The sequence below is a fragment of the Streptomyces sp. NPDC054794 genome, from assembly GCF_053611585.1.
In genome coordinates this window covers 89,213-115,204 of record NZ_JBSHAQ010000008.1, presented here as the reverse complement: position 1 = coordinate 115,204, position 25,992 = coordinate 89,213, and the positions used below count along the sequence as shown (strand labels likewise).

The following is a 25,992-nucleotide window of genomic DNA, read 5'->3' as shown; positions in this document are numbered from 1 at the left end:
CGCGATGCCTCGGCGGCAAACCGCTCAGTGGGGGCCGCCGCGCTCCTCGCGTATCTGCGACACCACCCGGGCGACCGTCTGCCGCACGGCCTCCGTCTCGGTCAGGAAGTGCCAGTAGTCGGGGTGACGGCCCTGCAACGAGGTGATCGCGCGCTCCAGCCGGTTCACCGAGTCGTCCAGCGGCCCCGCGTGCCGCGGATCGGGCGTCGAGCGCCCCGTCATGGCCAGCCGCTGGGCGTCCCGGATGGCGAACCGGGTGCGCTCGATCTCCTGCTGCGGGTCCTTCTGCACGGCGTTGAGCCGCTGGAGCCGGTCCCCGGCGGCCGAGACCGCCTCGTCGGTGGTGTTCAGCAGCGCTCGTACGGTCGACAGCAGCGCGGTGGCGTCCGGCCAGCGCTGGCCGTCCCGGGCCGTCTGCGCCTCCGCCAGCTTCTGCTCGGCCTGCCGCACGTTCTGCGTGGCCTGCTCCGGCACGTGCTGCAGGTCCTGCCAGCAGGCGGCGGCGAACCGGCGCCGCAGCTCGCTCAGCACCGGGTCGACCTGCCCGGCGCGCGTGGTCAGGGCCTGGGCCCGGGTCCGCAGGCTGACCAGCCGGTGGTCGATCTCGGCGGCCTTCTCGGGCAGCCGCTCCGCCTCCACGCGGATCGCCCCGGCCTCCCGCTGGACCCGCTCGGCCCGCTCCAGCGTCTGCTGCACGCCGTGCTGCCCGGCACCCTGGTTCAGCTTGGTCAGCTCGGGGGAGAGGGCGGCCAGCCGCGCGGCGAGATCGTCCGCCTTCAGCCCGGCCTCCCGCAGCGCGTCCAGGCCGCCCGAGGCCGCGAGCAGCGCCTGACGGGCCCGCTCGACGGCGGGCGCGAGACGGGCGAGCTGGGTCTCGGCCGTGCCGAGCAGCGGCCCGAGACCGTTGCCGAAACGGTCCAGCTCCTCCTTGACGCGGACCAGCTCGTCCTTGGCGGCGGTCAGCTCGGAGCGCGCCCGGGAGGCCACCGAGGCCTCCAGGTCGTGCCGGTCGAGGTCGTGCGCGTCGACGGCCTCGATGTAGCGGTGACTCACCTCGTCGATCCGGCGCCCCAGCGCCTCGAAGTCGGCGACCGCGCGCCGGGCGGCGGGGGTGTCGTCCACCGCCGTGATGGTCTCGATCGAGATCCTGAGATCCCGCTGGGCGGTGTCGAGCTCGTAGAACGCCGCGGCCGCGGCGTCCTTGGCCGCCTGCGCCTCGGCTCTCTGGCTCTCGGCCCGCCCGCCGAACCAGCGCCGGGTGCCACCGCCGGCCCCTCGGGGTGTCGCCGCCACATCCCTCTCCTGTGCCGTGGTCCGCCCTGCGTGGAGTCATTCTCCCACCCGTTGTAGACGAACACACGGGCCGGTCAGTTCGCGGTTCGCGATACGGGTTTGCGGGACAGCGGCCCCGGCAGGGTAGGCTGTCGAATCGTTCTGGGTGCGTAGCTCAGGGGTAGAGCGCCTGCCTTACAAGCAGGATGTCGGCGGTTCGAAACCGTCCGCGCCCACTCCAGGAAGAAGACCCCGGCCGTCGGACGGCCGGGGTCTTCTCGTGTGTACCGCCGTTCAGTCGCCCTCGGTGTTGTTCTCGTTCTCCCGCGCGTGCTTCAGCTTCATACGGGCGTCCACGCGCTCCGCCGCCGCCACCTCGGCCCAGAAACGGTGGCCGCTGACGAAGACCGCGAGTTCGTGCTCGCGCTGTCGCAGCTTCTCCACCTCGGCCTGCTCGTCGGCCGTCCAGCCGGGGGAGGCGGGGCGCTCCACCTTCCGCCAGCCGTTGTCGTCGCTGAAGGCGTCCAGCGGCGTGACCGACCAGGGGAGCCGTTTCAGCAGGGCCGACAGCTCGGCCCGGACCTGATGCAGCTCCTCCTGACCGGCGAGGAGGTCACTCGGAAAGTCATAGGTCGTAGCCACGCGGCAATGCTACGCCTGTTCGATTTTGGGAGGCGAGTTCGTTCCGGAGGTTCATGCGAACGAGTGCCCGGTCCGTGGGCAGGCCCGCCCGGGCCGTCGGAGGGTCTCGCGCGGGAGTTCGCGCTGGTCGGCGGTGGGTGCGGCGGTGATCTCGGCGCCGGGGGCGCGGGCCGCGGCGGTGCGGTCGGTCGTTGGTTCGAGGCTCTGCCAGGTCCTGCCGGGAGGCGAGGGAGTCCCGCGGGCGGTCCCGCCCGCCGACGCGGCGATCGGCGCCACCCGACGCCGCCCGGCGCGACACCGGGATGCCGTCCACGGCGGGCGCGCTCGCCGTGGTGCATCTGGTGCCGGCCGGGCAACTGGTCACCCGCTGAAGTCGCTCAGTGGCCGGCTTCCCGCAACTCCCGTACCAGGCGGGCCGCCACGGGCACGGGCACGCCGTGGCGTTCGGCCGCGCGCAGCAACGCGCCGCCGATCGCGTCGAGTTCGAGCGGCCGCTCGGCCTCCGCGTCACGCTGCATCGACGACTTGGTGCCGGGCGGAAAGGCGTCGTAGCGGGCGAGGGCCCGGTCCGGGTCGGCGGGGGCGCCGCAGGCGCGGCTGACCGCGGCCGTCTCCTCGACGAGGGCCGTCAACTCCACCCGGTGGCCGGTGCGTACGTCGCCGAGGGGGAGCCCGTGGCGGGTGGTCAGCAGGGCGAACGGGGCGAGGAACGACATCTTCGCCCACAGCGCCGACGTCTCGTCCTCGACGACACGGGTGGCCGGTCCGGCGCCGGCGAGGGCCGCCGCCAGGGCGTCGAGACGGGGGCGGGGCACCGGGTCCCCGGCCAGGTCGATCTCGGCGAAGGGGCTGCCGTGTTCGATCACTCCGGGAAAGAGGCGGGTCGACTCCACGCGGATCACCGCGGGGGCGACGCGGTCCGGGCGGTAGCGCTCGCGCAGGGCGGCGGGGTGCTCGACGCCGTTCAGGAACGGTACGAGGAGGCCGTCGCCGAGAGCGGTCGGCGGGACGCGGGTGAGCGCGGAGTCGAGGGCGGTCTGCTTGACCGTGACCAGGCAGGCGTCCACGGGTGCGCGCAGCTCGGTGTCCGCCTCCACCGGGGCGGTGAAGTCCCCGAACTGCCCGCTGCGGACCCGGATTCCGGTGTCCCGCAGGGCGCGGACGGTGTCGTCCCCGGCCAGGCAGATCACCCGGTGACCGGCCCGGGACAGAAGGGCGGCGAGGAGACCGCCCACGCCGCCGGGGCCGAGGACGGCGACCGTGAGCCGGTCACCGGCGCCGTTCGCGTCCGCCGTACCCGCAGCGTCTGTCTTGTTCGGCTCGTTCGGCTCGTTCGGCTTGTTCGCCATGATGATGTCGTTCCTCTCCTCGGTCGGCCCCGGGATCGGTGGCCGCCTTCGGGAGGGATCTTCGCAGGGTGGGGTGGTGTGGGCGAGACTGGGGGCATGTGCCGGAGTATCAAGACCCTGCGTCCGCCCGCGCTGCCCGAAGAGGCCACGGAGGAGGAGATTCGAGCCGCCGCCCTGCAGTACGTACGGAAGGTGTCCGGGTTCCGGGCCCCCGCCGCCCACAACCGGGAGGTGTTCGAGCGGGCCGTGGACGCGGTGGCGGCGGCCACGGCCGAACTGCTCGGAGACCTTCAGGTACGGGGACAGGCCGCGCGCGACGCGGTCTAGCCCCGTCGTCCTCTATGTCCTTCTGTACCTCTGTCCTTCTTTACTTCTCTACGGCCTTCAGGACGCCGCCGGTCGGCGCATCAGGTACGCCGCCACGGCCCCCGCCCCGAACAGCGCCGTCAGGGACACCGCCGTCGCCAGCCAGGTGGCGCCCAGCCACTGCGCTCCGAAGTAGCCGAGGGCGACGCTGAAGCCGGCCCAGGAGAGGCCGGCCAGGGCCGACCAGAACAGGAAGTCGCGCGGGCGGCGGTGGGCGGCGCCCGCGCAGAGGGAGACGACGGACCGGCCGGCCGGGGCGAAGCGGGCGAGGATCACGAGCGCGCCGCCGCCCTGGGCCAGGGCCGCGCCGAGACGTTCCTGCGCGGTAGTGAGGCGCCGGGAGCGGGCTATCGCCCGGTCCAGGCGCTCCCCGCCCAGCCATGCCAGGCGGTAGGCCACCAGATCGCCGAGCACCGAGGCGGTGGCGGCGGACAGGACCAGCGCGAGGATGTCGGGCACATGGCCGGTGGTCGCGCCGGACCCGGCGGCGGCCGCCGTGGCCGCCGTGATCACCAGCACCCCGCTCGGCAGCACCGGCAGAAAGACGTCGAGGAGGACCGAGAGGCCCACCGCGGCATAGATCCATGGGCCCGCGACCAGCGACACCACACCTTCGAACACGACAAGCTCCCCCGTTGCTCCCCCGATAACAGCCATACAGCGTACGCCGAGCGTGTGACAGGAGGGTCACGGGGGGCTGTCGTGGTGAGCACAGTCTGTCAACGCGCACCGGACGAGGGCGCCGAGACCGAGGCCCGGTCCGTCAGGCCGCGACCGGCGGCGTCTGCTCCGCCGCCGGCCGTGCCGTGCCCGCCGTGCGCCGGGCGAAGAGCCGGTCCAGGCCGAAGGCGCCAGAGCCGGTGAAGACCAGCAGGAAGAACGCCCAGCAGAACAGGACCGGCAGCAGTACGAGGCCGCCGGCGACGAGCTGGATCACGGCCGCGTACCAGCCGGGCCAGGTGCCGGCGTCGAGGGTGCCGCGGTCGGTGCCCGCCCCGATGGAGCTCAGGTCAGGCAGACCGCAGACCTAATCAATGCTTGCAAGTTCAACATTCGGCCATGGTTCCGCTTCCACTTCCGCCTCCGCTTCCGCCCCCGCGACCCGCAGAACCGCCCTCGCCACCGCGTCGGCGTCCGACAGCGTGACCGAGTCCACGCCGGGCCGGGCCCCGGCCGCCGTCACCCAGTGCACCCCTTCCGTGGGCACGCCGAACGCCAGCCGACGTGCGTGCGGGCGTCCTTGGCGGTCGATCAGGTGGTACGGCCGCGGTGTCACGTCCAGCCCGCCGGTCTCGTAGCCGTCCACCGCGTGCGGCCGGCAGGCCCCGGTCTTCAGGAGCCCGGCGAGCAGGTCGTCGGCGGTGTGGCGCAGTTCCGGTTCCGGGAGGCGGGCCTCGACGAGGGCCGTCGTACGCACGGCCGAGCCCGGCACGTCGGGGGAGTGGGCCAGCCAGGCCCCGTCCTCCGCCCGCACCTGAAGGCGCGGCCCGAGCACCTCCACCACGCCCGCCGTCACCAGGGCCGTCAGCTCCTCGATACGGCGGCGGGGCGGGCCGATGGACAGGAACGCGTTGAGCGGGCTGTACCAGCGGTCCAGGTGGTCCCGGCGGGAGGCGCCGGTCAACCCGGCGTGGTCGACGATCAGTCGTATCTCGTTGCGCAGGTCGCGCAGCACGTCCAGGGCCGCCTTCAGGGGCCCGGCGACATTGCCGAGGGCGGCCTGGGCGGCGTCCTCGCGCAGATGGCCGAGCAGCCAGTCGCGCCAGGAGTCCGGCCCGGTGAAGGAGCGCCCGCCGTACGGCCGTGAGACCCGGTCCCAGGACCAGCGGTCGGCGCCGGAGATCCCGAACTCGTCCAGGACGCGGGCCTCTTGAGGGCCGCCGTGAGCCGCCCCGAGGAACCGCTCCCGAAAGCGCCCGGAGACGGCGCCCACGACCTCCCCCGCCCTTTCCCCTTTCCGGTCCCAACTCCTCACCAGGGCTTCGTAATAGACCGTCTCGACCTCCTTCGCCACCAGCGGCCATATCTCCGTCAGGAAGTCCGGCGCCTCGCCGGAGTCCGCGCGCTTGCGGAAGCCCGCGATCACCTCCGGGGTGAGGACCAGCGGGGTGTGACGGCCGTACGGACCCTTCGCGTTGTCGCCGCGCGCCTGGTACGGGACACCGCGCCGTGAGCCCGCGTACAGGCGCGGTTCGCGGCCGGAGGGCAGGTAGCGCAGGGTGCCGTCGGCGGCGCGGGTGAAGCGGCCGCCGCGGCCGGTGGTCAACAGGGCGACGTGGTCGAAGAAGTTGAGGCCGAGTCCGCGCAGCAGCACCGGTTCGCCGGGGGCGAGCGGCGAGAGGTCGACGTCGGCCGGATTGGCGGGCGGGACGTGGCGCAGACCGTGCCGCTCGGCGTGGTCGGCGAGGCGCCGTTGCTCGGCGCCCAGGGCCACCGGGAGGTGGCCCTGCGCGAGCACCACCGCGGACAGCTCCGGCAGCGCACGGCCGTCGTCCAGCGTCAGCACCTGACGGCCGTCGGCGGCGTCGTCGAGCCGTACGGCGCGGGCCCGGTGCGTCTCGACGCGCACGGCGTCCGGCGCCTGCCGCACCACCTCGCCGAACACCCACTCCAGGTAGCGGCCGTAGTGCGCGCGGCTCGGGTAGTCGTCCGCCCCCAGCTCACCGCCCGCCCACTCGTGCAGACTCGGACCCGGCCGTACGGGCCCCGAGCAGTCCACGCTCTCGTCGGTGAACAGGGTCACCTGGCAGGCCACGGTGTTCATCAGCAGTTCCGGCGACTGGGCGGTGCGCCACACGCGGCCCGGTCCGGGCGGCGCCGGGTCGATCACGTGGACTCGCAGCCGGACTCCCGCGGGCAGGAGCTCCGGTGCGGAGGCGCAGAGACGTTCCAGGACGCTGGTGCCGCGCGGTCCGGCGCCGACCAGGGCGACGGACACCGTTGCGGATACCTCGGTCGGTGCAGACGTCGGTGCAGACAAGGACATGACTCCCGGGCGTGTGGGGCGCTGGGCGGCAAAACGTCCGCAGGAAGCGGACGGTCCGCCTCATCATGCCGTCGCCCGCCGGTGAATCCAACGCCGGTCCCAGACGTCACGGTTGTCCCTCATGGGGCGGTGAGGGGCGACTCCTCCAAGGTCTTCAGGGTTCCGTCCGACCGCGCCCGCTCCACCCGCAGCCGGGCCGAACAGCCGTGCAGTACAAGGGACATGAGCTGGTTGCCGAACCACGGGCCGCTGATTCTGCGCCAGTTGAGCGGCGGGGTCGGCCCCGCGGCGTGCCGGGTGAGGCGCCGGCCCAGCAGCCGTGCCGGGGCGCTCCAGGCAAAGCGGAAGCCGAAGCGCATCCAGGAGGGCACGGAGTTGTGGAGGGGCGAGCAGGTGAGCTGGAGGACACGGGCGTCGGGGGTGCGGGCCGGCCAGGCCGGCTCGGCGACGTAGGCGTGGTGGACGTCTCCGGACAGGACGCAGACCGTCGCCGGCGTGTCGGGGCCGGTGCCGGCCTCCGCGATGAGGTCGGACAGAGCCATGAAGGAGGCCGGGAAGGCCGCCCAGTGCTCCAGGTCGGCATGGCGGCGCAGCTTCTCGCCGAACCGCGCCCAGCGCTCCCCGCGCTCACCCCGGCACAGGGCCGCGTCCCAGGTCTCGACGTCGTGCACCAGGTGCGGCAGCAGCCAGGGCAGCGAGGTGCCGATCAGGAGGTGGTCGTAGGAGCTCCGGTCCTGGAGCGTCTGTTCGCGCAGCCATTCCGCCTCGCCCGGGTCGAGCATCGCGCGCCCGTCCTCGTCGAGCACCCGGGCCGCCCGGGTGTCCACCATCAGCAGGCGCACCCGGCCGAAGTCGCGCCGGTAGCTCCAGCGGACGGAGGCCGGGTCGGCGTCGGCCTGCGCGGCGAAGGCGCGCAGCACGTCGGTGCCGTCGGGGGTTTCCCGTACGGCGGCGTAGACGGGGTCGGCGGCCAGCTCCCCGGGCGAGAGGTTGCCGAGGTGCTGGTGCACCCAGTACGAGGTCAGGCCGCTCAGCAGCCGCTCCTGCCACCAGTCGGTGGCCCGCATGTCGGCCAGCCAGGAGGCGGAGGTGTTCCAGTCGTCGATGACGTCGTGGTCGTCGAAGATCATGCAGCTGGGCACCGTGGACAGCAGCCAGCGCACCTCGGGGTCGAGCCAGGACTCGTAGTAGAGCCGGGTGTACTCCTCGTAGTCCGCGACCTGGCTGCCCGGCGGGTCCGCCAGATCGCGGCGCGCGGCCAGCCAGCGCCGGGTCGCCCGCGAGGTCTCGTCCGCGTAGACCTGGTCGCCGAGCAGGAGCAGCACGTCGGGGCGCTCGCCGTCGGGGTCGGCCGCCATGCGGGCGGCGAGCGAGTCGAGGGCGTCGGGGCCGACCGGGTCCGTACCGTCGGCCGGCGGCGCGGCCCAGCGGCAGGAGCCGAACGCGACTCGCACCGGGTCCCCGTCGGCGGGGGTGCGGATCACCGAGGGCGGGAAGCGGCACTCGGCCCGCGGCCACACGCGCGTGCCGTCGAGGAAGACCTCGTACGGCCGTGTCGTGCCCGGTATGAGTCCCGTCACGGGGATCAGCGCGTAGTGGTGGCCGGCCATCTGGAAGGTGCGGGCCGTGCCGCCGGCGCCGTCGGCGCAGCGCACCTCGGCCGTGCACGGACGGCTCGTCTCGACCCATACGGTCGCGGACGAGTCGTCGGCGTACCTCAGCAGTGGTCCCAGGAGCAGTCCGGCCACGGCGATCGCCCGCCCTCTTCCTCGGTCGGTTCGCCTCCGGGGCGCACCCCGGAGGCTCACCGCGGTCGTCGATCCGTACGGTGTCGATGCGTACGGTATTGAACGACGGGGCGGGGCGGACAGACTCAGGCGATCAGCAGTTGGCCGATCAACAGCCGGAGAGGTAGTTCGTCAGCGCGCTCTTCTCGGCGGAGTCGACCGACAGGTCGTAGTAGTACTTCACCTGGACCCAGGCGCGGACGTAGGTGCAGCGGTACGCGGTGCGCGACGGCATCCAGGTGGCCGGGTCCTGGTCGCCCTTGGCCTGGTTGACGTTGTCGGTGACGGCGAGCAGCTGGGGTCGCGTGACGTCGTTGGCGAAGGCCTGGCGCTGGGCGGTGGTCCACCGGCTGGCGCCGGAGTCCCAGGCCTCGGCGAGCGGCACCAGGTGGTCGATGTCGACGTCGGAGGGGGAGGTCCAGGTGGCGCCGTCGTACGGGGAGTACCAGCTGCCGCTGGTGGCGGTGCAGGCGGAGTTGGTGACGACGTTCGAGCCGTCGCGCTTGAGGATCCACTCGCGGGTGTTGCAGGTGCCCGAGATGGTGATCCAGGTCGGGAAGAGGTCGCGGCTGTAGCCGGTGCGGTTCTCGGTGGCCACGGTGAGCTGGGAGAGGTAGCTGCGGGCGGTGGCGGCGCTGACCGGTGTGGGGAGGGCGGCGGAGGCGCTCGGGGAGTTGAAGAGGGCGGCAGAGGCTAGGAGACCCGTCAGGGTCGCCAGTATGCTGAGCCGTCGACGCGCGTAGAACTTCGGCATGCGAACTCCCTTGTGGGGGTGGGCTGTTGGACCGCGGGCGAGGGAATGCTCGCGGCGCCGTATTGCCGTGGAGTGTGTTTTCGGTTAGACGTTAGTGACGTGTGCATGACACGACAAGGTTTACGTGCAAACTTTCGATCACGTACCCTGGGGAGCGCAGAAGGGGAGTAGCTCTTCGCCGGACCGTCGACATACTGCTCAGCTCGTCTGAGCCGGCGCCCGGAGGCGGATCCCGCGTGGATCGGCCAGCGAGACCTTCGGCAAGCAGTGCACGCCCGTGCCGTACGGCACGGGTGACGAGTGTGCTGCCGTGCCGAGGTGTCTTTGTGTGATGTGCAGCACTCTCGGTGGGGCGGCCCCCGACCGATTGAGGGATTTTGATCAGCTTCACCGTGATGGCGCTCGTCTTCGGCGTCGTCTTCCTCGCCGAACTGCCGGACAAGACCGCGCTCGCCGGCCTCGTCCTCGGCACCCGCTACCGCGCCTCGTACGTCTTCGCGGGCGTCGCCGCCGCCTTCGCGCTGCATGTCGCGCTCGCGGTGGCGGCGGGCAGCGTGCTGACGCTGCTGCCGCAGCAGGTCGTGCACGCGGTGACGGGCGTCCTCTTCCTCGCCGGCGGCGCGATGCTGCTGCTGAAGAAGGACGACGGCGAGGAGCATGTGCGCCAGCCGGAGAACCAGTCCTTCTGGAAGGTCGCCGGGGCGGGCTTCATGCTCATCCTGGTCGCCGAGTTCGGTGACCTCACGCAGATCATGACCGCCAACCTCGCCGCCCGCTACGACTCCCCGCTCTCCGTCGGTCTCGGCGCGGTCCTCGCGCTGTGGGCGGTGGCCGGGCTCGGCATCGTCGGCGGAAGGGCGCTGATGAAGCGCGTGCCGCTGCGACTGATCACGAAGGTCGCCGCGCTGCTGATGCTGGCGCTGGGCGTGTGGAGCCTGTGGGGGGCGGCCACCGCGTGAGTCCTGGCCGTCCGGGGCGGGGTGGGTGTGCGGGGTGTGGGTGTGTGGGGGGCGGGGTGGCTGTGCGGGGTGTGGCTGGCCCCGGGCACGGTGGTCGTGTGAGTCCTGGCCGTCGGGGTCACGGATCCCGAGATCGCCGGGGTCACGCTCCCCGAGATCGTCGGGGCCGTGGGTCCGAAGGTCGCTGGGGCCGCGGTTCTGAAGACTCGGTGAACGGTTGCCCAAGCCGGTGGCGAGTGTCGGACGGATTTTGTACCGTGAAGGAACAAAGTGGCTCCCGCTCGTTTTCCCTGACCGGCGGGCGGGGCCGCCTTGTTCCTTCGGGGTTCGTCCGTGAGCCCCGCTTCCGTTTCTTGGAGCTGCCGATGACGGCCACCGCCACGCCCACGGTCCTCACCGCCCGTGCCCTCCTGCTCGACATGGACGGCACCCTCGTCAACTCGGACGCCGTCGTCGAGCGCATCTGGCGGCGCTGGGCCGAGCGGCACGGGCTGGACGGGGACGAGGTCATGAAGGTGGTGCACGGGCGGCAGGGCCACGCCTCCATGGCGGTGCTGCTGCCGGACCGGCCCGTCGAGCAGAACCTCGCCGACAACGCGCGCATGCTCGCGGCGGAGACCGCGGACATGGACGGCGTGGTCGCGATCCCGGGCGCGCCGGAGTTCCTGGCCGCGCTGCGGGAGCTGCCGCACGCGCTCGTCACCTCCGCCGACGTCGCCCTGTCCACGGCCCGTATGAACGCCGCGGGCCTCCCCCTGCCCGGCATCCGGATCACCGCCGAGTCCGTCGGCGCCAGCAAGCCCGACCCCGAGGGCTTCCTGAAGGCCGCCGCGGAGCTGGGCGTCGATCCCGCGGACTGCGTGGTCTTCGAGGACTCCGGCGCCGGCATCACGGCCGGCCGCGCGGCGGGCATGCGCGTCGTGGGCGTCGGCCCCCGCGCCTCCTTCCACGCCCCGGACGTCACCGTCCCGGACCTGACCCGGGTACGGCCCGAGCCGGGAGCCGACGGAACCGTCCGCCTGCACATCGGCTGACCGGACCGGCCTACGGCTCGGCCGTCTCCGACTCCAGCAGCTGCCGCGTGACCGGCCCGTACACGCCCAGTTCGTCCTCGTCGATGCCGCGCGCCCACTGGTAGTTGCGTACGGCGTCCTCGACCGGCCGGTTGAAGTTGCCGTTCGCGTCTCCGACGTAGAGGTTCAACTGGCGCAGCCGGAGCTGGAGTTCGACCACCTCGGCACCCTGGTCGCCACGGCGGAGCACCGGCGCATCGGTGGGGCCCGGAGAGTCGGCCGTGTCGGCGACCGTCGCCGTCTGGGTGGGCTGCGTTGAGGGCGACGAGGTCGGTGACGGTGTCGCGCTCGTCTTCGAGGCCGACGGCGTGGGCGAGGGGCTCGGGCTCGCGGAGGCCGACACGGAGGGTGCCGCCGACGTCGGGGCCGCCGGCTCGGACGCCGGTGTCGACTCCGCGCCGCTCGTCGTCGCCACGGGCACGCTCTCCCGTACCTCCCGCGGCGCGGCCCCGTCCCGCGCGGGCGGGTCGTACGAGAACAGCCCGCTCGCGAAACCGGCCGCCGCGACGACCGCGACCACCGCGGCGCAGGCGGCGGCGAGCAGCAGGCCGCCCCGGCGTGACCTCCCGCGGCGCGACCCCGCCTCGTCCTCGTCCTCGGCTTCGTCCTCGGCCACGGCCGCGTGATCCCACCCGTCCGGCCCGTCCAGCCCGTCCGGCCCGTCCAGCCCGTCCAGCCCGGCCCGCTCGTCCTGCCCGTCCCGCCCCGCCTCGAAGAGCCGCAGGTCCGTGGCGTTCGGGGTGGCCGACGAGGGCGCCAGGGGAGTGGGCAGCACGGAGGTCTCGTCCTCCGCGCGCACCGGCCGCAGCGGCATGGTCACCTCGACCTCGGCCGCCCCGGGCCCGGAGCCGTCGACCGCGTCCCCCGTCTCGCCCTTGCTCTTGCTCTTGCCCTTGCCCTTGCCCTTGCCCTCGCCCGCGCCCGCCTCTGCGCCCGCACCCCCATCCGCGTCGGCTATCTCGACGTACGGCCGGATCCGCAGCGGATTGAAGTCCTCCGCCGCTGCCGCCTCCGCCGTACGCGTCTCGCGCAGGGCGTCGGAGGCGCGCCGCGCGCAGCCGCACGACGGCGTGTTGTCCGGCCCCCTGGGTGTGCCGCATTCCGGGCACGGGTGACCCTTCGGTTCCCTCACGTGTTCGTTCCCCTCCCCTCGCGTCCCCTCGCGAGCTCCAGAGATTATGCAAACCTCCCACACATCAGCTGCCCCAAGCCCCCCGGAATCCCGGCTTCCAAAGGGAATCCAGGGGACTCAACAGGCCATAACGGGTGACGCGCTTCACGATGGAGTGAGTCGCGAGAGCCCGGGAGGTCTCATGACGCTGGACACGCACGGCAGGACGCGGGACGCGGACGACACCGAGCAGGTCCGAGGCAACGTCCTCGTATCGATCGGCGCCCTGCTCCTCGGCCTGCTGCTGGCCGCGCTCGACCAGACCATCGTGTCGACGGCGCTGCCGACCATCGTCAGCGACCTCGGTGGCCTGGAGCACCTGTCCTGGGTGGTCACGGCGTATCTGCTGGCCTCGACCGCCGCGACCCCGCTGTGGGGCAAGCTGGGCGACCAGTACGGACGCAAGAAGCTGTTCCAGACCGCGATCGTGATCTTCCTGATCGGCTCGGCGCTGTGTGGCATGGCGCAGAACATGCCGGAACTCATCGGCTTCCGGGCGCTCCAGGGCCTGGGCGGCGGCGGGCTGCTGGTGCTGTCGATGGCGATCGTCGGCGACATCGTGCCGCCCCGCGAACGCGGCCGCTACCAGGGCCTGTTCGGTGCCGTCTTCGGCGCGACCAGTGTGCTCGGGCCGCTGCTCGGCGGGCTGTTCACCGAGCACCTGAGCTGGCGCTGGGTGTTCTACGTCAACCTGCCCGTCGGCATCGTCGCCCTCGCCGTGATCGCGACCGCCCTGCGCATCCCGCGCAAGGCCGCTCACCACGTCATCGACTATCTCGGCACCTTCCTGATCGCCGCCGTCGCCACCTGCCTGGTCCTGGTCGCCTCGCTCGGCGGCACCACCTGGGCGTGGGGGTCGGCGCAGATCGTCGGGCTCGCGGTGCTGGGCGTCGTCCTCGCCGTCGCGTTCGTCGCGGTCGAGCGGCGGGCCGCCGAACCGGTCCTCCCGCTCAAGCTGTTCGGGATCCGCACCTTCACGCTGTCCGCCGTCATCAGCTTCATCGTCGGCTTTGCCATGTTCGGCGCGATGACCTACCTGCCGACGTTCCTCCAGGTCGTGCACGGCATATCCCCGACCATGTCCGGCGTGCACATGCTGCCCATGGTGGTGGGCATGCTGATCTCCTCGGCCGGCTCCGGGCAGATCGTCAGCCGCACCGGCCGCTGGAAGGTGTTCCCCGTCACGGGGACCGCCGTCACCACGCTCGGCCTGCTCCTGCTCCACCGGCTGGACGAGCACAGCTCGACGGCCGAGATGAGCGTGTACTTCTTCGTCTTCGGCCTGGGCCTCGGCCTGGTCATGCAGGTGCTCGTGCTCATCGTGCAGAACGCCGTCTCGTACGAGGACCTCGGCGTCGCCACCTCCGGCGCGACCTTCTTCCGCTCGATCGGGGCCTCCTTCGGCGTCGCCATCTTCGGCTCCGTCTTCGCGGGCCGCCTCGCCGACAAGCTGGCCGACGCCTTCCGGGGCGTGAGCCTGCCGACGGGCGTGTCGGCGGACGCGCTCAAGGCCGATCCGCGCGGCATCGGCGCCCTGCCGCCCTCACTGCGCCCGGCGGCCCTGCACGCCTTCGCCTCGGCGATCACCGACGTCTTCCTGTACGCCGCTCCGGTCGCCCTCGCCGGCTTCGTCCTGGCCTGGTTCCTGAAGGAGGACCGGCTGCGCGGCTCGGTCACCGCGCCCGACGTGACGGAGACGCTGGCCAGCAACCCGGTCGAACGGTCCTCGTACGACGAGGTGTGCCGCGCGCTGTCCCTGCTCGGCACCCGGGAGGGGCGGCGCGAGATCTACCGGAAGATCACCGAACGGGCGGGGTACGACCTGCTGCCCGCCGCGAGCTGGCTGCTGCTGCGGATGCGCAAGTACGGCTCGGTGGAGCCGGGCGCGCTCGCCGACCGGGGCCTCCTCCCGCTGACCGTGCTCCTCGACGCAGAGCGCCAGATCGAGGAACGCCGCCTCGGCACCCGCGAGGGCGTCGAACTCGTCCTCACCGCCCGGGGCACCGAGGCCGCCGACCGGCTCGCGCGGGCCCGCGAGGACTCCCTGGCCGAACTCCTCGGCGACTGGTGGGGCCCCGGACGCCCCACTGATCTGTCCCGGCTGGTGAAGGAACTGACCGACGAGCTCTGCGGCTCGGAGTGCGAGCAGCCGCAGAAGGGTGCCGGGAGCGGGGCGACCAGGGTCAGTTGAGCGGTTCCCGGGCGGCGCCCAGGTCCTTGCGGAACCAGTGCTCCGCGTAGGTGTCGTCGTTGTGCGGCTCGGACTCCGCGTAGCCGAGCCGGGCGTACAGCGCGCGGGCCTCCACCAGGTCGCCGCGGGTGTCGAGGACGATCCGGGTCGCGCCGAGGGCACGGGCGGCCTCCTCGGCGGCGGCCACGAGCAGCGCCGCGCCACCCCTGCCACGCACCTCCTCGCGCACGAACACCCGGGTGAGCTCGGCGGTTTCCGCGTCCAGGAGCCGTACGCCCGCACTGCCGGCCGCCTCACCGTCGTACCACCCGACCAGCAACTGCCCACCGGGCGGAGCGAGTTCGGCACCCGAACGGGCGACGATCTCCCGCTCCAACTCGGCCGGATCGGTCCGCCGTCCCTCGTGCAGCAGATACCAACGGTCGCTGACCTCCGTGTAATACGCACGCCAGAGCGCGGCGGCGGCCGGGGAGTCGACGGGTTCCGAGGCGATGGTCCAGCTCATACCGGCCATTGTCAGGACGGGGACCGCACCGCCCGCAACCGAATATGCGGCATCTCCGGCCAGTCCAGCACCTGCGTCTTGCGCCACTCGATGCGCTCGTCGCCCAGGTTGTCGAGCAGCCGCCGTCCGCCGCACGCGAGCGGACTGCCACCGGATCGACACACCGGGCCGAAAAATCTCGCGAGCCGGGGCCCCTACGACTGCCGGCGTTCGCGCCACTCTCGGACGATCGCCTCGACGTCGTACGGCTTCATGCCCAGTGGGGGACCGGGCGGCGGCTTGAACATCATGTCGCGGATCTTGACGTTGACGTCGGTCACGATCTTGCGTGCGATCCGTTCCGAGGGGGCCGCGTAGGCCGCCGCGAGCGCGTCCTCGGCCTCCTTGCGCAGGGCCAGGGTGGGCGGCAGGACGGCGAGGCCCTCGCGGTGCATCTTCCGCTTGACCCACCAGAGTTCGTCGTACGACGTGTCGGTGCCCGGCGGCAGCGGCTTGCCCGCGCCCGGCAGCCGGTCGAACTCGCCGCGCCCCTGCGCGTCACGGATCTGCTTGTCGACCCAGGACTCGAACGGCACGCCCGGTGGCTTTCGCTCGGTCATGAGTCCATTGTGCCGGACGCGACCCGGCCGGGCGTTTTATCATCTGGCGGCGGTGCGGCAATCCTGCCACCGCGCAAGGACGTTTCAGGGGGAACGCACGTGCTCGAACTGACCATGGCCTCCGTCTCGGCGGCGGACGCGGGTGCCACGGCCGGCATGCTGATGGCGGACGCGCCGAGTGAACCGGGCGCCGTGCTGCGCGTGGGCCGGGACGCCTCCGTGTGCCGGCTGGTGACGCCCGAGGAGTGGCTGTTCGTCTCCCGGGTCCACCTGGAGTTCCTGTGCGGACCGGACGGCGGCTGGCAGGTCACCTGGCTGCGCGGCTCGCAACCCGACCCGTCGTCCGAGGTCCGGCTGACGGTCGGGCAGTACGCGCAGACCATCTCCTACGGCGGGAGCGTGCAGCTGCCCCGGGGCGGCTCCGGCGAGATCATCGTCTCGGACCGCACCGGGCCGCGCACCGTCAACGTGGGCTTCTACCACGAGGCGTGACGGCCCCCGCGGACGGTCGGGCCGGCGTCCGTGTCCCGACCGTCAGGCCAGCACCCTGGCCAGGGCGAAGCCGTCGTACCCCTTGCTGCCCACCGTCTGGACCGCCGTGCCGGTCAGTCTCGGGTGGGAGCCGATCATCTCGATCGCGGCGCGGGTGCCGCGTACGTCCGGCTCGGCGCCCTCGGCGTCGAGGACCCGCCCGTCGCGCACCACGTTGTCGACGATGATCAGGCTGCCCGCGCGGGTGAGCTTCAGCGCCCATTCCAAGTAGTTGGCGTTGTTCGCCTTGTCGGCGTCGATGAAGACCAGGTCGAAGGGGGCCGGGTTCTCGTCGGCGAGCTTGGGCAGCGACTCCAGGGCCGGGCCCACCCGCACGTCGACGATCCGCTCCAGGCCCGCCCGGGCGATGTTGCGGGTGGCGACCTCGGCGTGCTTGGCGCTGTACTCCAGCGAGATCAGCCGACCGTCCTCCGGCAGGGCGCGACCCAGCCAGATGGTGCTGTACCCGCCGAGCGTGCCGATCTCCAGGATGTGCCGGGCGTCCTGGATCTGGGCAAGGAGCTGGAGCAGCTTGCCCTGGCTCGCCGTCACGTTGACGTGCGGGAGCCCGGCCGCCTCGCTGTCGCGCAGGGCCGCCTGCAGCGCCTCGTCGTCCGGCGAGAGGTGGGTGGAGAAGTAGAAGTCGACGTCGTCCCAGAGCTGCGACCCGCTCATGCAAGCTTCCGCCTTTCCTGTCTGATGCCAGTCAACACCACTGAATCCCGGTCCGCGTCGGCCAATGTCAGCCGATCGGCGCAGACGGCGGCCGCAGCGGCGGGGGCGGCTGGACCGGCGGCGGGGGCACGACCGGCCGCCGCGACCGTCGTACGGCCGACAGCGTGGCGACCGTGGCCACCAGCACCAGCGCACCACCGACCGTGAGCAGCCACGCCGGGATCCCGGCCACCGTGAGCAGCCGGTCCGAGTAGATCACCTGCTGGTACGGCGTGTCAGCGGCGGCCCGCCGCAGTTCGTGGTCGGAGTCGATGCGCGAGGGGTCGGGGAACTCCTGGGCGACGGCGGTCAGATACGGGGTGCCCGACGACAGCTCGGCCAGCGCGCCCTTGGGGGAGTCGAGCCGGCCGGCGAAGACGACCCGGGGCCGGTCGCCGCCGATCGCGGTACGCGGCTCCATGCGGTGGTCGGCCAGGACGTACAGGCCCAGTGACTGCGGGGTGCGGGCCAGATGGGACAGGCGCATCGGGTAGACCGGCCTGTCCGCGGCGAAGGTGAGGTGGAGCGGGTCGAGCTCGCCCTGCAGCGCGGTGCCCGCGGTCTTCGGGGCCAGCCGGACCGCCACGTACTCCCAGTGCCGGTCGATGTAGGGCTGCAGTGCGCCCTTCAGCCGGTCGGGGAAGGCGAAACCGTTGGCGCGCAGCCAGCCGTCCAGGGCGCCGGGGTCCGTGGCGGTCAGCCGGGCCACGTCGAAGGGGCCGAGCCGCTGGCGGCCGACCACGTCCACGCCGGACGGGCCGGACGCGCCCGCGGCGGGCAGAGCCTCGGCGGTGTCCCCGCCGGAGCTGAGGGGCCAGTCGCCGCTCTGGGGCCAGAAGTGGTGCCGGGTGCGGTGAGCGGGGGCGACGGTGGCGCTCAGCTCGTCGAAGAGCGCCGGGTCGCCGAGGTCCACGGTGGCCCGGTGCGGCACCGGCATGATCCACGCGGCCCGGTCGGCGTCGCCGACGACCGTCAGGCGCATCACGATCTGCTCCTGCCGCCCGTCCCAGCGCAGCACGGACACCTCACTGGAGACGGCGATCCGCTGCCGGGCGTCCGGCACCATCGCGCCGCACCCACAGGCGTAGGCGGGCGCGACGAGCCAGCCCACCTGCACGCCGAGCACCGCCAGCACAACGGCCAGCACCCGCACGCGCGCCCGCCCCGACCCCCGCAGCCCAACCATGGACCAAGCCCCCCCCGCCACGCCGATTGCCCCGGACAGGGCTTCAGACGGCACGACGGACGACCTGGTTCCAGGGCGACTTCCCGGACGTCTCCCCGCCTCCGCACCCGCCCGCGAAGGGCGCACTGTGATCCTTCTCGCGCCCCGGGGAAGCAACCACACCCCCCTCGCACTATCGTCATCCGGACAAAAGGCGAGCGGACGTCAGGTGAAGCGGGGGTTGCCTGCGTCTCTCTCCGGGGGTGGTGCGAGCCTCATAGGGTTCGCGGAGGGATCCCGGCGCGCGACGCGCGGCGGGACGACGGGGCGGGAGGCCGACGAGGCGTGGCGAACGTGGAGCACAGCGGGGGACCGGCGGATGCCTTCGGGGCGACGCCGGCCGGGACCGCCAGGGCACGTCTGACGGCGGTCCGGCTGAGCCTGTGGGCCGTGGTCGCGGCCCTCGGGATACGGCAGATGGCCGTCGTCCTCAGCACTCCCAGCGGGGAGCGACTGACCGACCTGGAGACCTGGGTCGGCCGGGGCGGCGTCCTGCACGTGACGGGCTCGCTCTACGACTCCACCAGATTCACCGGCACCCCCTTCGGCGGACTGGTCCTCAAACCGCTCACGGCCTCCGCCGAGCAGGCACTCGGCTGGGGCTGGACCTTCGGCACGCTGCTGCTCGTCGTGGCCCTCGGCCTGGTCGCCGCCCGCGCCCTGCCCCAGCCGGTCGGCCGCCGCACCTCGCTGCTGGCCGCGCCCGTCGCCATCAGCCTGCTGATGCTGTCCCTGCCGGTGCGCAACACCCTCTGGCTGGGCCAGACCAGCATCATCCCGGTCCTGCTCGTGCTCCTCGGCTGCTTCGCCGTGCGCGGCGAGCGGGCCGGCGGCCTGTGCATCGGCGTGGCGGCCGCGCTCCAGCCCACCGTGCTGCTCTTCGCCCCGCTGCTCTGGTTCACCGCGCGCCGCCGGGCCGCCGTGACCGCGGCCGGCACCTTCGCCGCCTGCACCGCGCTCGCCTGGGCCGCGATGCCGCACGACTCGTACACCTACTGGGTGCACCACATGGCGGGCGTCGGCCTCGGCGGCCGGGCCGACGAGGTCGCCAACCAGTCCCTGCACGGCGCCCTGCTCCGCCTCGGTCTGACCGGCCCGCTGGAGATATCCCTCTTCCTCCTCCTGGGCGCGGGCGTCGCGGTCCTCGGCCTGCGCCGCGCCGTGCGCTTCGCCCGCGACGGACAGCTCCTGCTCGCGGTCGCCCTCACCGGCTGCGCCGCCATCGCCGTGTCGCCCACCACCTGGCAGCACCAGCTGCTGTGGGTGCTGCTCGCCGTCGTCGGCCGGGTCGGCAAGCGGGCCTCCGACCGGTACGTCTGGCCGGTCGCGGTGGTCCTCGTCACCACGCTCCCGGCCAAGATGATGCTGCCGAACATGCCGGCGCTGTACCCGCTGCGGGACAACATCGTGCTGCTCGCGGCCGTCGCCGCCGCCACCGCCGTACCGTTCCTGTCCCGTACGTCGCCGTACTACCAGAACCCGATCCCGACCGAGTACGCCGAGCCGGTCCCCGCCCGCCTGCGGGGCGTCCCCCTGCTGCCCTTCCTGCGCCGGGTGCTCACCCGCCCGAACCTCCTCCTGGAGCTGCTGCTCATCCGCGTCACCTACGCCGCGTACCAGAAGGTCCGGCTGGCGGCGACGGGCGGCAGCAACTCCGAGGGCCGGGCGACGGCCGAGCACCACGGCCACCAGATCCTCGACCTCGAACGCTTCCTTCACGTCGACATCGAGCACATGGTCAACCACGCCGTGATCAAGGTCGACTGGCTGCGGAGCTTCTTCGACTTCTACTACGAGTCCTTCCACTTCGTGGTCCCGCTCACCGTCCTCGGCGTCCTCTACTGGCGCCGTCCGGTCGACTACCGCTGGGCCCGCTCCTCCCTCGGCTTCGCCACCCTCCTCGCCCTGGTCGGCTTCTGGCTCTACCCCCTGGCCCCGCCCCGCCTGATGCCGACCCTCGGCATGATCGACACGGTCCACGGCGTCCAGGACTTCTCCAAGCCGGACTACGGCACCCTCACCGCCCTCACCAACCAGTACGCCGCGATGCCCTCGCTGCACTTCGGCTGGTCCCTGTGGTGCGGTGTCGTGATCGCGATCATCGCCCCCAAGTGGTGGATGAAGGCGCTCGGTCTGCTGCACCCGTTCTTCACGGTCTCGGCCATCGTCGCCACGGGCAACCACTGGGTACTGGACGCGGCCGGCGGCGCGGTGGTCGTGGGCGCGGGCTTCGGACTGGCGTACCTGTTCCAGGGCCCGCGGGCACGTATGGTCAAGGCCGCGGCGACACAGGCCGACGCGGAGCCGGGGCCGGCGGTACTGGCGAAGGGCTCCGCCTGAGCGAGGACGGTGCTTCGCGCTATGGGCTCCCGCCAGGGCGTGGCGGCTGAAGCGAAGCGGCCTGCGTGCTCTGGCTCATGGAGCTCATTCCCCATTTCGCGAAGTGACGCGATTTCGCGAAGTGACGCGGCGGACACCCTCGCCCGTGCAGGTCGATCCGGGATCACTGCTTCGTACTACGTAGTATCGTATGACGTAGTAGTCGGGAGGAACGAAGGAGGTGCCCGATGCCGCGTCAACGGGACCGCGTCGGCTGGGCCGAACCCGCGCTGCTGATCCTGGCCAGCCTGGCCGACGGACCCAAGCACGGCTACGCGATCACCAAGGACGTCGAGGAACAGACGTCCATCAAGCTCGGGCCGGGCACGCTGTACGCCGCCATCGCGCGGCTGGAGGAGAGCGGCCTGGTCGCGCCGCTGGACGAGGACGAGCGTCGGCGGCCCTACCGCATCACCGCGGAGGGCCAGACCGTGCTCGACGACAAACTGCGGGCGATGGCCCGCTTCGCACGCACGGGGTTGACCCGGCTGGGGGTGGCAAACGCGTGATCGACGTGGCAGTCAGGCTGGCCTTGCGGGCATATCCTCCCTCGTTCCGGGAGCGCTACGGCGGCGAGCTCGAAGCACTGGTCGAGGACACCGGCGCCCGCCCGAGCGTCGTCGCGGACCTCCTGTTCGGCGCGCTGCGGACATGGCTTCGCCCGGTGATGCCCGACGAGTCCGTCGAACGGCGCCGCCGCCGCATGCAGGCAAGCGTCGCCACCACCTGGGTCTCCTGGTGCGCCGCGCTGTACACCCTGCCGATACTGCACTTCGTCCTGTCCGAGGAACCCCGGCCGACTCCGGACCTGGTGCGCCGACTCCTCGACGTCGCGCAGTACGCCATGTACGGCGCCGGGCTCATCCTGCTGGTCGGCGTCCTCGCGCTCCTCGCGGAGTCCTCCAGAACCGGCAACTGGAGCGCGTGGCGCCCGCTGGTGGCTCTCATCCCGACGCTGCCCACGTGGGTGATCGCTCCGTTGCTCCTGGCGTTCGCCTCCATCGATCCGCTCTCCTACTGGGTCGCGGCCGTGGCGGTGTTCGGGCCGATGGCGTTCCTCATCACCGCGGCGGTGACGCCGGCCATCGTCATCACCCGATTCCGGCCGTCTGCCAAGGTCTTGCGGCTGCTTGCCCTGTCCGGGGTCGCGGTGGCGTTCGCCGTGACGACGACGGGTATCGCCTGCGTCGCGGCCATGAACACCGCTGACGCGGCCCAGACGGTCACGATGCCCATCCTCGCCGTCACCGTTGCCGCTTCCGCGGCGGCCCTGGTCAGCTCCGGTCGCGGAGCCAAGGCCGCGCTCCACAGGGAGCAGTTGCAGGACGCGGTCTAGGGCGGTCTAGCACTCGAACCACACCGTCTTGCCGCCTCCCGGCGCCGGTGACACGCCCCACTTGTCGACCGTCCCGTCCAGCAGTAGGAGCCCGCGGCCGCTCTCGGCGCCCTCGGACAATCCTGCCGGGGTGACGGGCGGTCGCGGGCAGGAGTCCGTCACCTCCACCCGGACCGTCCCGGTCTGCCGCAGCACCAGCAACGAGCAGCGGCGGTCCGGGACATGCCGTACGACATTGGTGACCAGCTCGCTCACGCCCAGCTCCAGGGCGTCGGTCAGATGCGCCAGTTCCCACTCGTCGAGCAGGGAACGGACGATACGGCGGATGTGCCGCACGGAGTGCTCGCCGACGGTGAGACTCATGCGGTAGTGGGGGATGGGGTAGTTCACGGTACGAGACTGACCTCGCGCGACTACTCTGGGCTACGGCATGGATACAACGGGTCCCGCAGTGGACCGAGTTGCGCGAGAGGGCACCGTCTATGACCCACATCAACGTCCTCGACCCGGGCGCCTCGCCCCTCGACTACTACGGCTTCGAGCTCCGCCGGTACAGAGAGGCGGCCGGCCTGACGCAACGGCAGCTCGGGGACGTCATCAACTACACGGGGTCGCTTGTCGGCCAGATCGAGACGGCCCGGAAGCTGCCCACGCCGGAGTTCAGCGAGCGGGCGGACGTGGCGCTGGAGACGGGCGGATTGCTGTCCCGACTCGTCACGCTGGTGATGCGGAGTCAACTTCCGGCGTGGTTTCAGCAGGTGGCGGAGCTCCAGGCGCGGGCCACGGAGATCTATTCCTTCGAGACGCACATGGTGCATGGACTCCTGCAGACCAGGGCGTACGCGCGGGCGGTGCTCGGAGTGCTCGACCAGGCCAACCTCGACGATCGCACGGCCGTCCGGCTGGCCCGGCAGAGCATCTTCGAGAGGGTGGAGCCGCCGATCTACTGGCTGGTCCTCAGTGAGGGGGCATTGTACCAGGAAATCGGCGGCGCTCAAGCCATGCGGGAACAACTGGCTCACCTGTTGTCCTTTGAGGGCAATCCCCGGGCCAACATTCAGATCCTGCCGTACTCAGCGGGAGCCCACGTGGGCCTGCAAGGCTCGTTCGACCTCTACCGCTTCGGGAGTGACCCAAACATCGTCTACACGGAGGGTTATGGCAGCGGGCATCCGACCGCCAATCCGGACACCGTCAACGACTGCTCGCTCCGTTACGATCATCTCCAAGCCGCCGCACTCTCCCTCAAGGAGTCGGCGGAGCTGATCCGGCGCGTGATGGAGGACCGCTATGGAGATCAACTGGCGTAAGTCCAGCTACAGCGGCGACCAGGGGGGCAACTGCGTGGAGGTCGCCGCACTCCCTGGTGCCGCCGTAGCCGTACGCGACTCGAAGAACTCCACGGGCCCGATCCTGGCCTTCGAGCCCGCCACCTTCACGGCGTTCCTGAACTGGACCTCTACAGACGCTGAATGATCGTGCCGGTGGCGAGGCCGCCGCCCGCGCACATCGTGATGAGCGCGAACTCCTTGTCCGTGCGCTCCAGTTCATGCAAGGCCGTCGTGATCAGCCGGGCCCCGGTCGCCCCGACCGGGTGCCCGAGGGCGATTCCACCGCCGTTGACGTTGACCTTCGTCAGGTCCTGCTCGAAGACCTGGGTCCAGCTCAATACCACCGAGGCGAAGGCCTCGTTGATCTCGACGAGGTCGATGTCCTTGAGGGACATGCCCGCCTTGCCCAGTACGGCCTTCGTCGCGTCGATCGGCCCGTCGAGGTGGAAGTGCGGGTCGGCACCCACGAGGGCCTGGGCGACGATCCGCGCCCGGGGCCGAAGCTTCAGCGCCCGCGCCATCCGCTTCGAGGCCCACATGATCGCGGCCGCGCCGTCGGAGATCTGGGACGAGTTGCCCGCGGTGTGCACGGCCGTGGGCATGACCGGCTTCAGCCCGGCCAGCGCCTCCATGGACGTGTCGCGCAGGCCCTCGTCCTTGTCGACGAGCCGCCACATGCCCTGCCCGGCGTGCTGCTCCTCCTCCGTGGTGGGCACCTGGACGGCGAAGGTCTCCTTCTTGAACCGCTCCTCCGACCAGGCGACGGCGGCCCGTTCCTGGGAGAGGAGGCCGAGGGAGTCGACGTTCTCGCGGGTGAGCCCCCGGTGCCGGGCGATGCGCTCGGCGGCCTCGAACTGGTTGGGGAGGTCGACGTTCCACTCGTCGGGGAAGGGCTTGCCCGGCCCGTGCTTGGAGCCGGACCCGAGCGGCACGCGGGACATCGCCTCGACCCCGCAGCTGATGCCGACGTCGATGACCCCGGCCGCGACCATGTTGGCGACCATGTGCGAGGCCTGCTGGGAGGAGCCGCACTGGCAGTCGACGGTCGTCGCGGCGGTCTCGTACGGCAGTCCCATGCTCAGCCAGGCCGTACGCGCCGGGTTCATGGACTGCTCGCCGGCATGGGTCACGGTGCCGCCGACGATCTGCTCGACGCAGTCGGCGGGGATGCCGGTGCGGCCGAGCAGTTCACGATAGGTCTCGCCCAGCAGATAGGCGGGATGGAGGTTGGCGAGCGCGCCGCCGCGCTTGCCGATGGGGGTGCGTACGGCTTCGACGATCACGGGTTCCGCGGCCATGGGGAGGGTCCTTCCTCGGTCAACCCGCGCGGCGCGGGCGTCCCGGCCACCCGCCACGCAGAACTAGTACGCGTTCTAGTTCTGTGATGCAGTCTGCTGACAGCGTGTCGACTACCGCAAGGGTCGTGCAGCGGGCGAAGTTGTGATCTGCACGAATTCCGCACGCAATTGGGGGCGCCGGATGTCTTGCCACTTGTAGAACCCGTTACTACCTTCACGGCAACTCTCCTTCCTGATGGACCGTCAGAACGACGGGAGTCACCGATGCCCTCCTGCCCCGAGCTGCCCGACGGGTTCGACCTCACCGACCCCGACCTGCTGCACCGCCGTGTGCCCTTCCCGGAGTTCGCCGAGCTGCGCCGGACCGAACCCGTCCGCTGGATCCCGCAGCCGCACGGCCTGGCCGGGTTCGCGGACGACGGCTACTGGGCCGTGACCCGGCACGCGGACGTCAAGTACGTCTCCACGCACCCGGAGATCTTCTCCTCCTGCCTCAACACGGCGATCATCCGCTTCGGTGAGCACATCGAGCGGGACGCGATCGACGCGCAGCGGCTGATCCTGCTGAACATGGACCCGCCCGAGCACACGCGGGTGCGCCAGATAGTGCAGCGTGGTTTCACGCCACGGGCGATCCGCGCGCTGGAGGACCGGCTGCGTACGCGGGCGCGCTCGATCGTCGAGGCCGCCGTCGCCCACTCCGGGCCCTTCGACTTCGTCACCCAGGTGGCCTGCGAACTGCCGCTCCAGGCCATCGCGGAACTGATCGGCGTACCGCAGGACGACCGCGCGAAGATCTTCGACTGGTCGAACAAGATGATCTCGTACGACGACCCGGAGTACGCGATCACGGAGGAGGTGGGCGCGGAGTCGGCCGCCGAACTCATCGCGTACGCGATGAACATGGCCGCCGACCGCAAGCAGTGCCCGGCCCACGACATCGTCACGACGCTGGTGGCGGCGGAGGACGAGGGCAACCTCAACTCGGACGAGTTCGGCTTCTTCGTGCTGATGCTGGCGGTGGCGGGCAACGAGACGACCCGCAACGCGATCACGCACGGCATGCACGCGTTCCTGACGCATCCCGACCAGTGGGACCTCTACAAGCGCGCGCGTCCGGCGACCACGGCGGAGGAGATCGTGCGCTGGGCGACCCCGGTCAACTCCTTCCAGCGCACGGCGACCCAGGACACGGAGCTGGGCGGGCAGCAGATCCGCAAGGGCGACCGGGTGGGCCTGTTCTACGCCTCGGCCAACCATGACCCCGAGGTCTTCGCGTCCCCCGATGTCTTCGACATCGCCCGCGACCCGAACCCCCACCTGGGCTTCGGCGGCGGAGGTCCCCACTTCTGCCTGGGCAAGTCCCTCGCGGTCATGGAGATCGACCTGATCTTCAACGCGATAGCCGACACGATGCCGACGCTCCGCCTGACCGGCGACCCCCGCCGGCTGCGCTCGGCGTGGATCAACGGCGTGAAGGAACTCCGAGTCAGCACGGCCGACTGAACCCGGGCCGGCGGCTCC

General features: G+C 71.8%; 26 protein-coding genes, 1 tRNA gene and 1 pseudogene. 12 read left to right on the top strand and 16 right to left on the bottom strand.

From position 1 onward, the window contains the following. Positions 1-24: 24 nt before the first annotated feature. Entirely contained in the window at positions 25-1,293 is a 1,269-nt protein-coding gene (locus tag ACWGKT_RS10830; protein ID WP_356141532.1) for a coiled-coil domain-containing protein, read from the bottom strand. Positions 1,294-1,436: 143 nt separating this feature from the next. On the opposite strand from ACWGKT_RS10830, the gene ACWGKT_RS10825 reads away from it, so the two are divergent. After that, a tRNA-Val gene (locus ACWGKT_RS10825) sits at positions 1,437-1,508 on the top strand. A gap of 58 nt (positions 1,509-1,566) precedes the next feature. On the opposite strand, the gene ACWGKT_RS10820 is transcribed toward ACWGKT_RS10825, so the two are convergent. Beyond that, on the bottom strand, positions 1,567-1,914 hold the full coding sequence (locus tag ACWGKT_RS10820; protein ID WP_356141534.1) for a hypothetical protein: 348 nt from the start codon (positions 1,912-1,914) through the stop codon (positions 1,567-1,569). Positions 1,915-2,291: 377 nt separating this feature from the next. Further along, the gene (locus ACWGKT_RS10815; protein ID WP_453273303.1) at positions 2,292-3,263 is read right to left on the bottom strand and encodes a ketopantoate reductase family protein; all 972 of its coding nucleotides are present in this window, start codon (positions 3,261-3,263) and stop codon (positions 2,292-2,294) included. Positions 3,264-3,359: 96 nt separating this feature from the next. Here ACWGKT_RS10815 and ACWGKT_RS10810 point away from each other — a divergent pair, with 96 nt between their 5' ends. Next, the gene (locus tag ACWGKT_RS10810) at positions 3,360-3,590 is read left to right on the top strand and encodes a DUF2277 domain-containing protein (protein ID WP_356141540.1); all 231 of its coding nucleotides are present in this window, start codon (positions 3,360-3,362) and stop codon (positions 3,588-3,590) included. A gap of 57 nt (positions 3,591-3,647) precedes the next feature. Here ACWGKT_RS10810 and ACWGKT_RS10805 read toward each other — a convergent pair whose 3' ends face one another. From ACWGKT_RS10805 to ACWGKT_RS10785, 5 genes and pseudogenes are all read right to left on the bottom strand, one after another. Continuing rightward, positions 3,648-4,250 (bottom strand): DedA family protein, encoded by a 603-nt coding sequence (locus ACWGKT_RS10805; RefSeq protein ID WP_453273302.1) that lies wholly within the window; start codon positions 4,248-4,250, stop codon positions 3,648-3,650. A gap of 142 nt (positions 4,251-4,392) precedes the next feature. Continuing rightward, a pseudogene (locus ACWGKT_RS10800) lies at positions 4,393-4,623 on the bottom strand (DoxX family protein); the annotation flags it as partial. A gap of 33 nt (positions 4,624-4,656) precedes the next feature. Then, a complete protein-coding gene (locus ACWGKT_RS10795; RefSeq protein WP_453273301.1) occupies positions 4,657-6,615 on the bottom strand; it encodes an FAD/NAD(P)-binding protein in 1,959 nt (652 codons plus the stop codon). Between the two features lie 119 nt (positions 6,616-6,734). Next, a complete protein-coding gene (locus ACWGKT_RS10790) occupies positions 6,735-8,363 on the bottom strand; it encodes an alkaline phosphatase D family protein (protein WP_453273300.1) in 1,629 nt (542 codons plus the stop codon). Positions 8,364-8,511: 148 nt separating this feature from the next. Continuing rightward, a complete protein-coding gene (locus ACWGKT_RS10785) occupies positions 8,512-9,156 on the bottom strand; it encodes an HNH endonuclease family protein (protein WP_453273299.1) in 645 nt (214 codons plus the stop codon). 377 nt (positions 9,157-9,533) lie between these two features. Here ACWGKT_RS10785 and ACWGKT_RS10780 point away from each other — a divergent pair, with 377 nt between their 5' ends. After that, positions 9,534-10,115: a TMEM165/GDT1 family protein gene (locus tag ACWGKT_RS10780; RefSeq protein WP_453273298.1), complete on the top strand. Its 582-nt coding sequence runs from the start codon at positions 9,534-9,536 to the stop codon at positions 10,113-10,115. A gap of 365 nt (positions 10,116-10,480) precedes the next feature. Continuing rightward, entirely contained in the window at positions 10,481-11,149 is a 669-nt protein-coding gene (locus ACWGKT_RS10775; RefSeq protein ID WP_453273297.1) for an HAD family hydrolase, read from the top strand. A 10-nt stretch (positions 11,150-11,159) separates the two neighbouring features. Here ACWGKT_RS10775 and ACWGKT_RS10770 read toward each other — a convergent pair whose 3' ends face one another. Further along, positions 11,160-12,320 carry a peptidoglycan-binding domain-containing protein gene (locus ACWGKT_RS10770; protein WP_453273296.1) on the bottom strand — a complete coding sequence of 387 codons (1,161 nt, stop codon included), beginning with the start codon at positions 12,318-12,320 and terminating at the stop codon, positions 11,160-11,162. A gap of 181 nt (positions 12,321-12,501) precedes the next feature. Between ACWGKT_RS10770 and ACWGKT_RS10765 the strand changes: the two genes are divergently transcribed. Next, on the top strand, positions 12,502-14,550 hold the full coding sequence (locus tag ACWGKT_RS10765) for an MDR family MFS transporter (protein ID WP_453273295.1): 2,049 nt from the start codon (positions 12,502-12,504) through the stop codon (positions 14,548-14,550). Here ACWGKT_RS10765 and ACWGKT_RS10760 read toward each other — a convergent pair. The 3 genes from ACWGKT_RS10760 to ACWGKT_RS10750 are packed head-to-tail and all read right to left on the bottom strand — an operon-like array spanning position 14,543 to position 15,654. Then, entirely contained in the window at positions 14,543-15,055 is a 513-nt protein-coding gene (locus ACWGKT_RS10760) for a GNAT family N-acetyltransferase (RefSeq protein ID WP_453273294.1), read from the bottom strand. The two genes, ACWGKT_RS10765 and ACWGKT_RS10760, sit on opposite strands and share 8 nt — an antisense overlap. 11 nt (positions 15,056-15,066) lie before the next feature. Then, positions 15,067-15,219, bottom strand: a complete 153-nt coding sequence (locus tag ACWGKT_RS10755) for a hypothetical protein (RefSeq protein WP_453273293.1) — start codon at positions 15,217-15,219, stop codon at positions 15,067-15,069. A 30-nt stretch (positions 15,220-15,249) separates the two neighbouring features. Next, positions 15,250-15,654 (bottom strand): DnaJ family domain-containing protein, encoded by a 405-nt coding sequence (locus ACWGKT_RS10750; RefSeq protein WP_356141560.1) that lies wholly within the window; start codon positions 15,652-15,654, stop codon positions 15,250-15,252. 99 nt (positions 15,655-15,753) lie between these two features. Between ACWGKT_RS10750 and ACWGKT_RS10745 the strand changes: the two genes are divergently transcribed. Continuing rightward, entirely contained in the window at positions 15,754-16,146 is a 393-nt protein-coding gene (locus ACWGKT_RS10745; RefSeq protein ID WP_453273292.1) for a hypothetical protein, read from the top strand. Between the two features lie 42 nt (positions 16,147-16,188). Here ACWGKT_RS10745 and ACWGKT_RS10740 read toward each other — a convergent pair whose 3' ends face one another. Then, positions 16,189-16,860 (bottom strand): O-methyltransferase, encoded by a 672-nt coding sequence (locus tag ACWGKT_RS10740; protein ID WP_453273291.1) that lies wholly within the window; start codon positions 16,858-16,860, stop codon positions 16,189-16,191. A gap of 67 nt (positions 16,861-16,927) precedes the next feature. Next, positions 16,928-18,085, bottom strand: coding sequence for a DUF2330 domain-containing protein (locus ACWGKT_RS10735; protein ID WP_453273290.1), 1,158 nt, complete (start codon positions 18,083-18,085; stop codon positions 16,928-16,930). Positions 18,086-18,409: 324 nt separating this feature from the next. On the opposite strand from ACWGKT_RS10735, the gene ACWGKT_RS10730 reads away from it, so the two are divergent. From ACWGKT_RS10730 to ACWGKT_RS10720, 3 genes are all read left to right on the top strand, one after another. Beyond that, positions 18,410-20,464 (top strand): bifunctional glycosyltransferase 87/phosphatase PAP2 family protein, encoded by a 2,055-nt coding sequence (locus ACWGKT_RS10730; protein ID WP_453273289.1) that lies wholly within the window; start codon positions 18,410-18,412, stop codon positions 20,462-20,464. A gap of 227 nt (positions 20,465-20,691) precedes the next feature. Continuing rightward, the gene (locus ACWGKT_RS10725) at positions 20,692-21,012 is read left to right on the top strand and encodes a PadR family transcriptional regulator (RefSeq protein ID WP_356141569.1); all 321 of its coding nucleotides are present in this window, start codon (positions 20,692-20,694) and stop codon (positions 21,010-21,012) included. Continuing rightward, complete coding sequence (locus ACWGKT_RS10720; protein WP_453273288.1) at positions 21,009-21,839, top strand: hypothetical protein; 831 nt, start codon at positions 21,009-21,011, stop codon at positions 21,837-21,839. The genes ACWGKT_RS10725 and ACWGKT_RS10720 overlap by 4 nt, the downstream gene beginning before the upstream one ends. Before the next feature lie 6 nt (positions 21,840-21,845). Here ACWGKT_RS10720 and ACWGKT_RS10715 read toward each other — a convergent pair whose 3' ends face one another. After that, a complete protein-coding gene (locus ACWGKT_RS10715) occupies positions 21,846-22,202 on the bottom strand; it encodes an ATP-binding protein (RefSeq protein WP_453273402.1) in 357 nt (118 codons plus the stop codon). Between the two features lie 119 nt (positions 22,203-22,321). Here ACWGKT_RS10715 and ACWGKT_RS10710 point away from each other — a divergent pair, with 119 nt between their 5' ends. Further along, complete coding sequence (locus ACWGKT_RS10710) at positions 22,322-23,149, top strand: helix-turn-helix domain-containing protein (protein WP_453273287.1); 828 nt, start codon at positions 22,322-22,324, stop codon at positions 23,147-23,149. Next, positions 23,130-23,315 (top strand): DUF397 domain-containing protein, encoded by a 186-nt coding sequence (locus tag ACWGKT_RS10705; RefSeq protein WP_453273286.1) that lies wholly within the window; start codon positions 23,130-23,132, stop codon positions 23,313-23,315. Before ACWGKT_RS10710 ends, ACWGKT_RS10705 begins: the two co-directional genes overlap by 20 nt. On the opposite strand, the gene ACWGKT_RS10700 is transcribed toward ACWGKT_RS10705, so the two are convergent. Continuing rightward, positions 23,299-24,468 carry a steroid 3-ketoacyl-CoA thiolase gene (locus ACWGKT_RS10700; RefSeq protein ID WP_453273285.1) on the bottom strand — a complete coding sequence of 390 codons (1,170 nt, stop codon included), beginning with the start codon at positions 24,466-24,468 and terminating at the stop codon, positions 23,299-23,301. The two genes, ACWGKT_RS10705 and ACWGKT_RS10700, sit on opposite strands and share 17 nt — an antisense overlap. A gap of 264 nt (positions 24,469-24,732) precedes the next feature. On the opposite strand from ACWGKT_RS10700, the gene ACWGKT_RS10695 reads away from it, so the two are divergent. Next, positions 24,733-25,974: a cytochrome P450 gene (locus ACWGKT_RS10695; RefSeq protein WP_453273284.1), complete on the top strand. Its 1,242-nt coding sequence runs from the start codon at positions 24,733-24,735 to the stop codon at positions 25,972-25,974. Positions 25,975-25,992 lie beyond the last annotated feature (18 nt).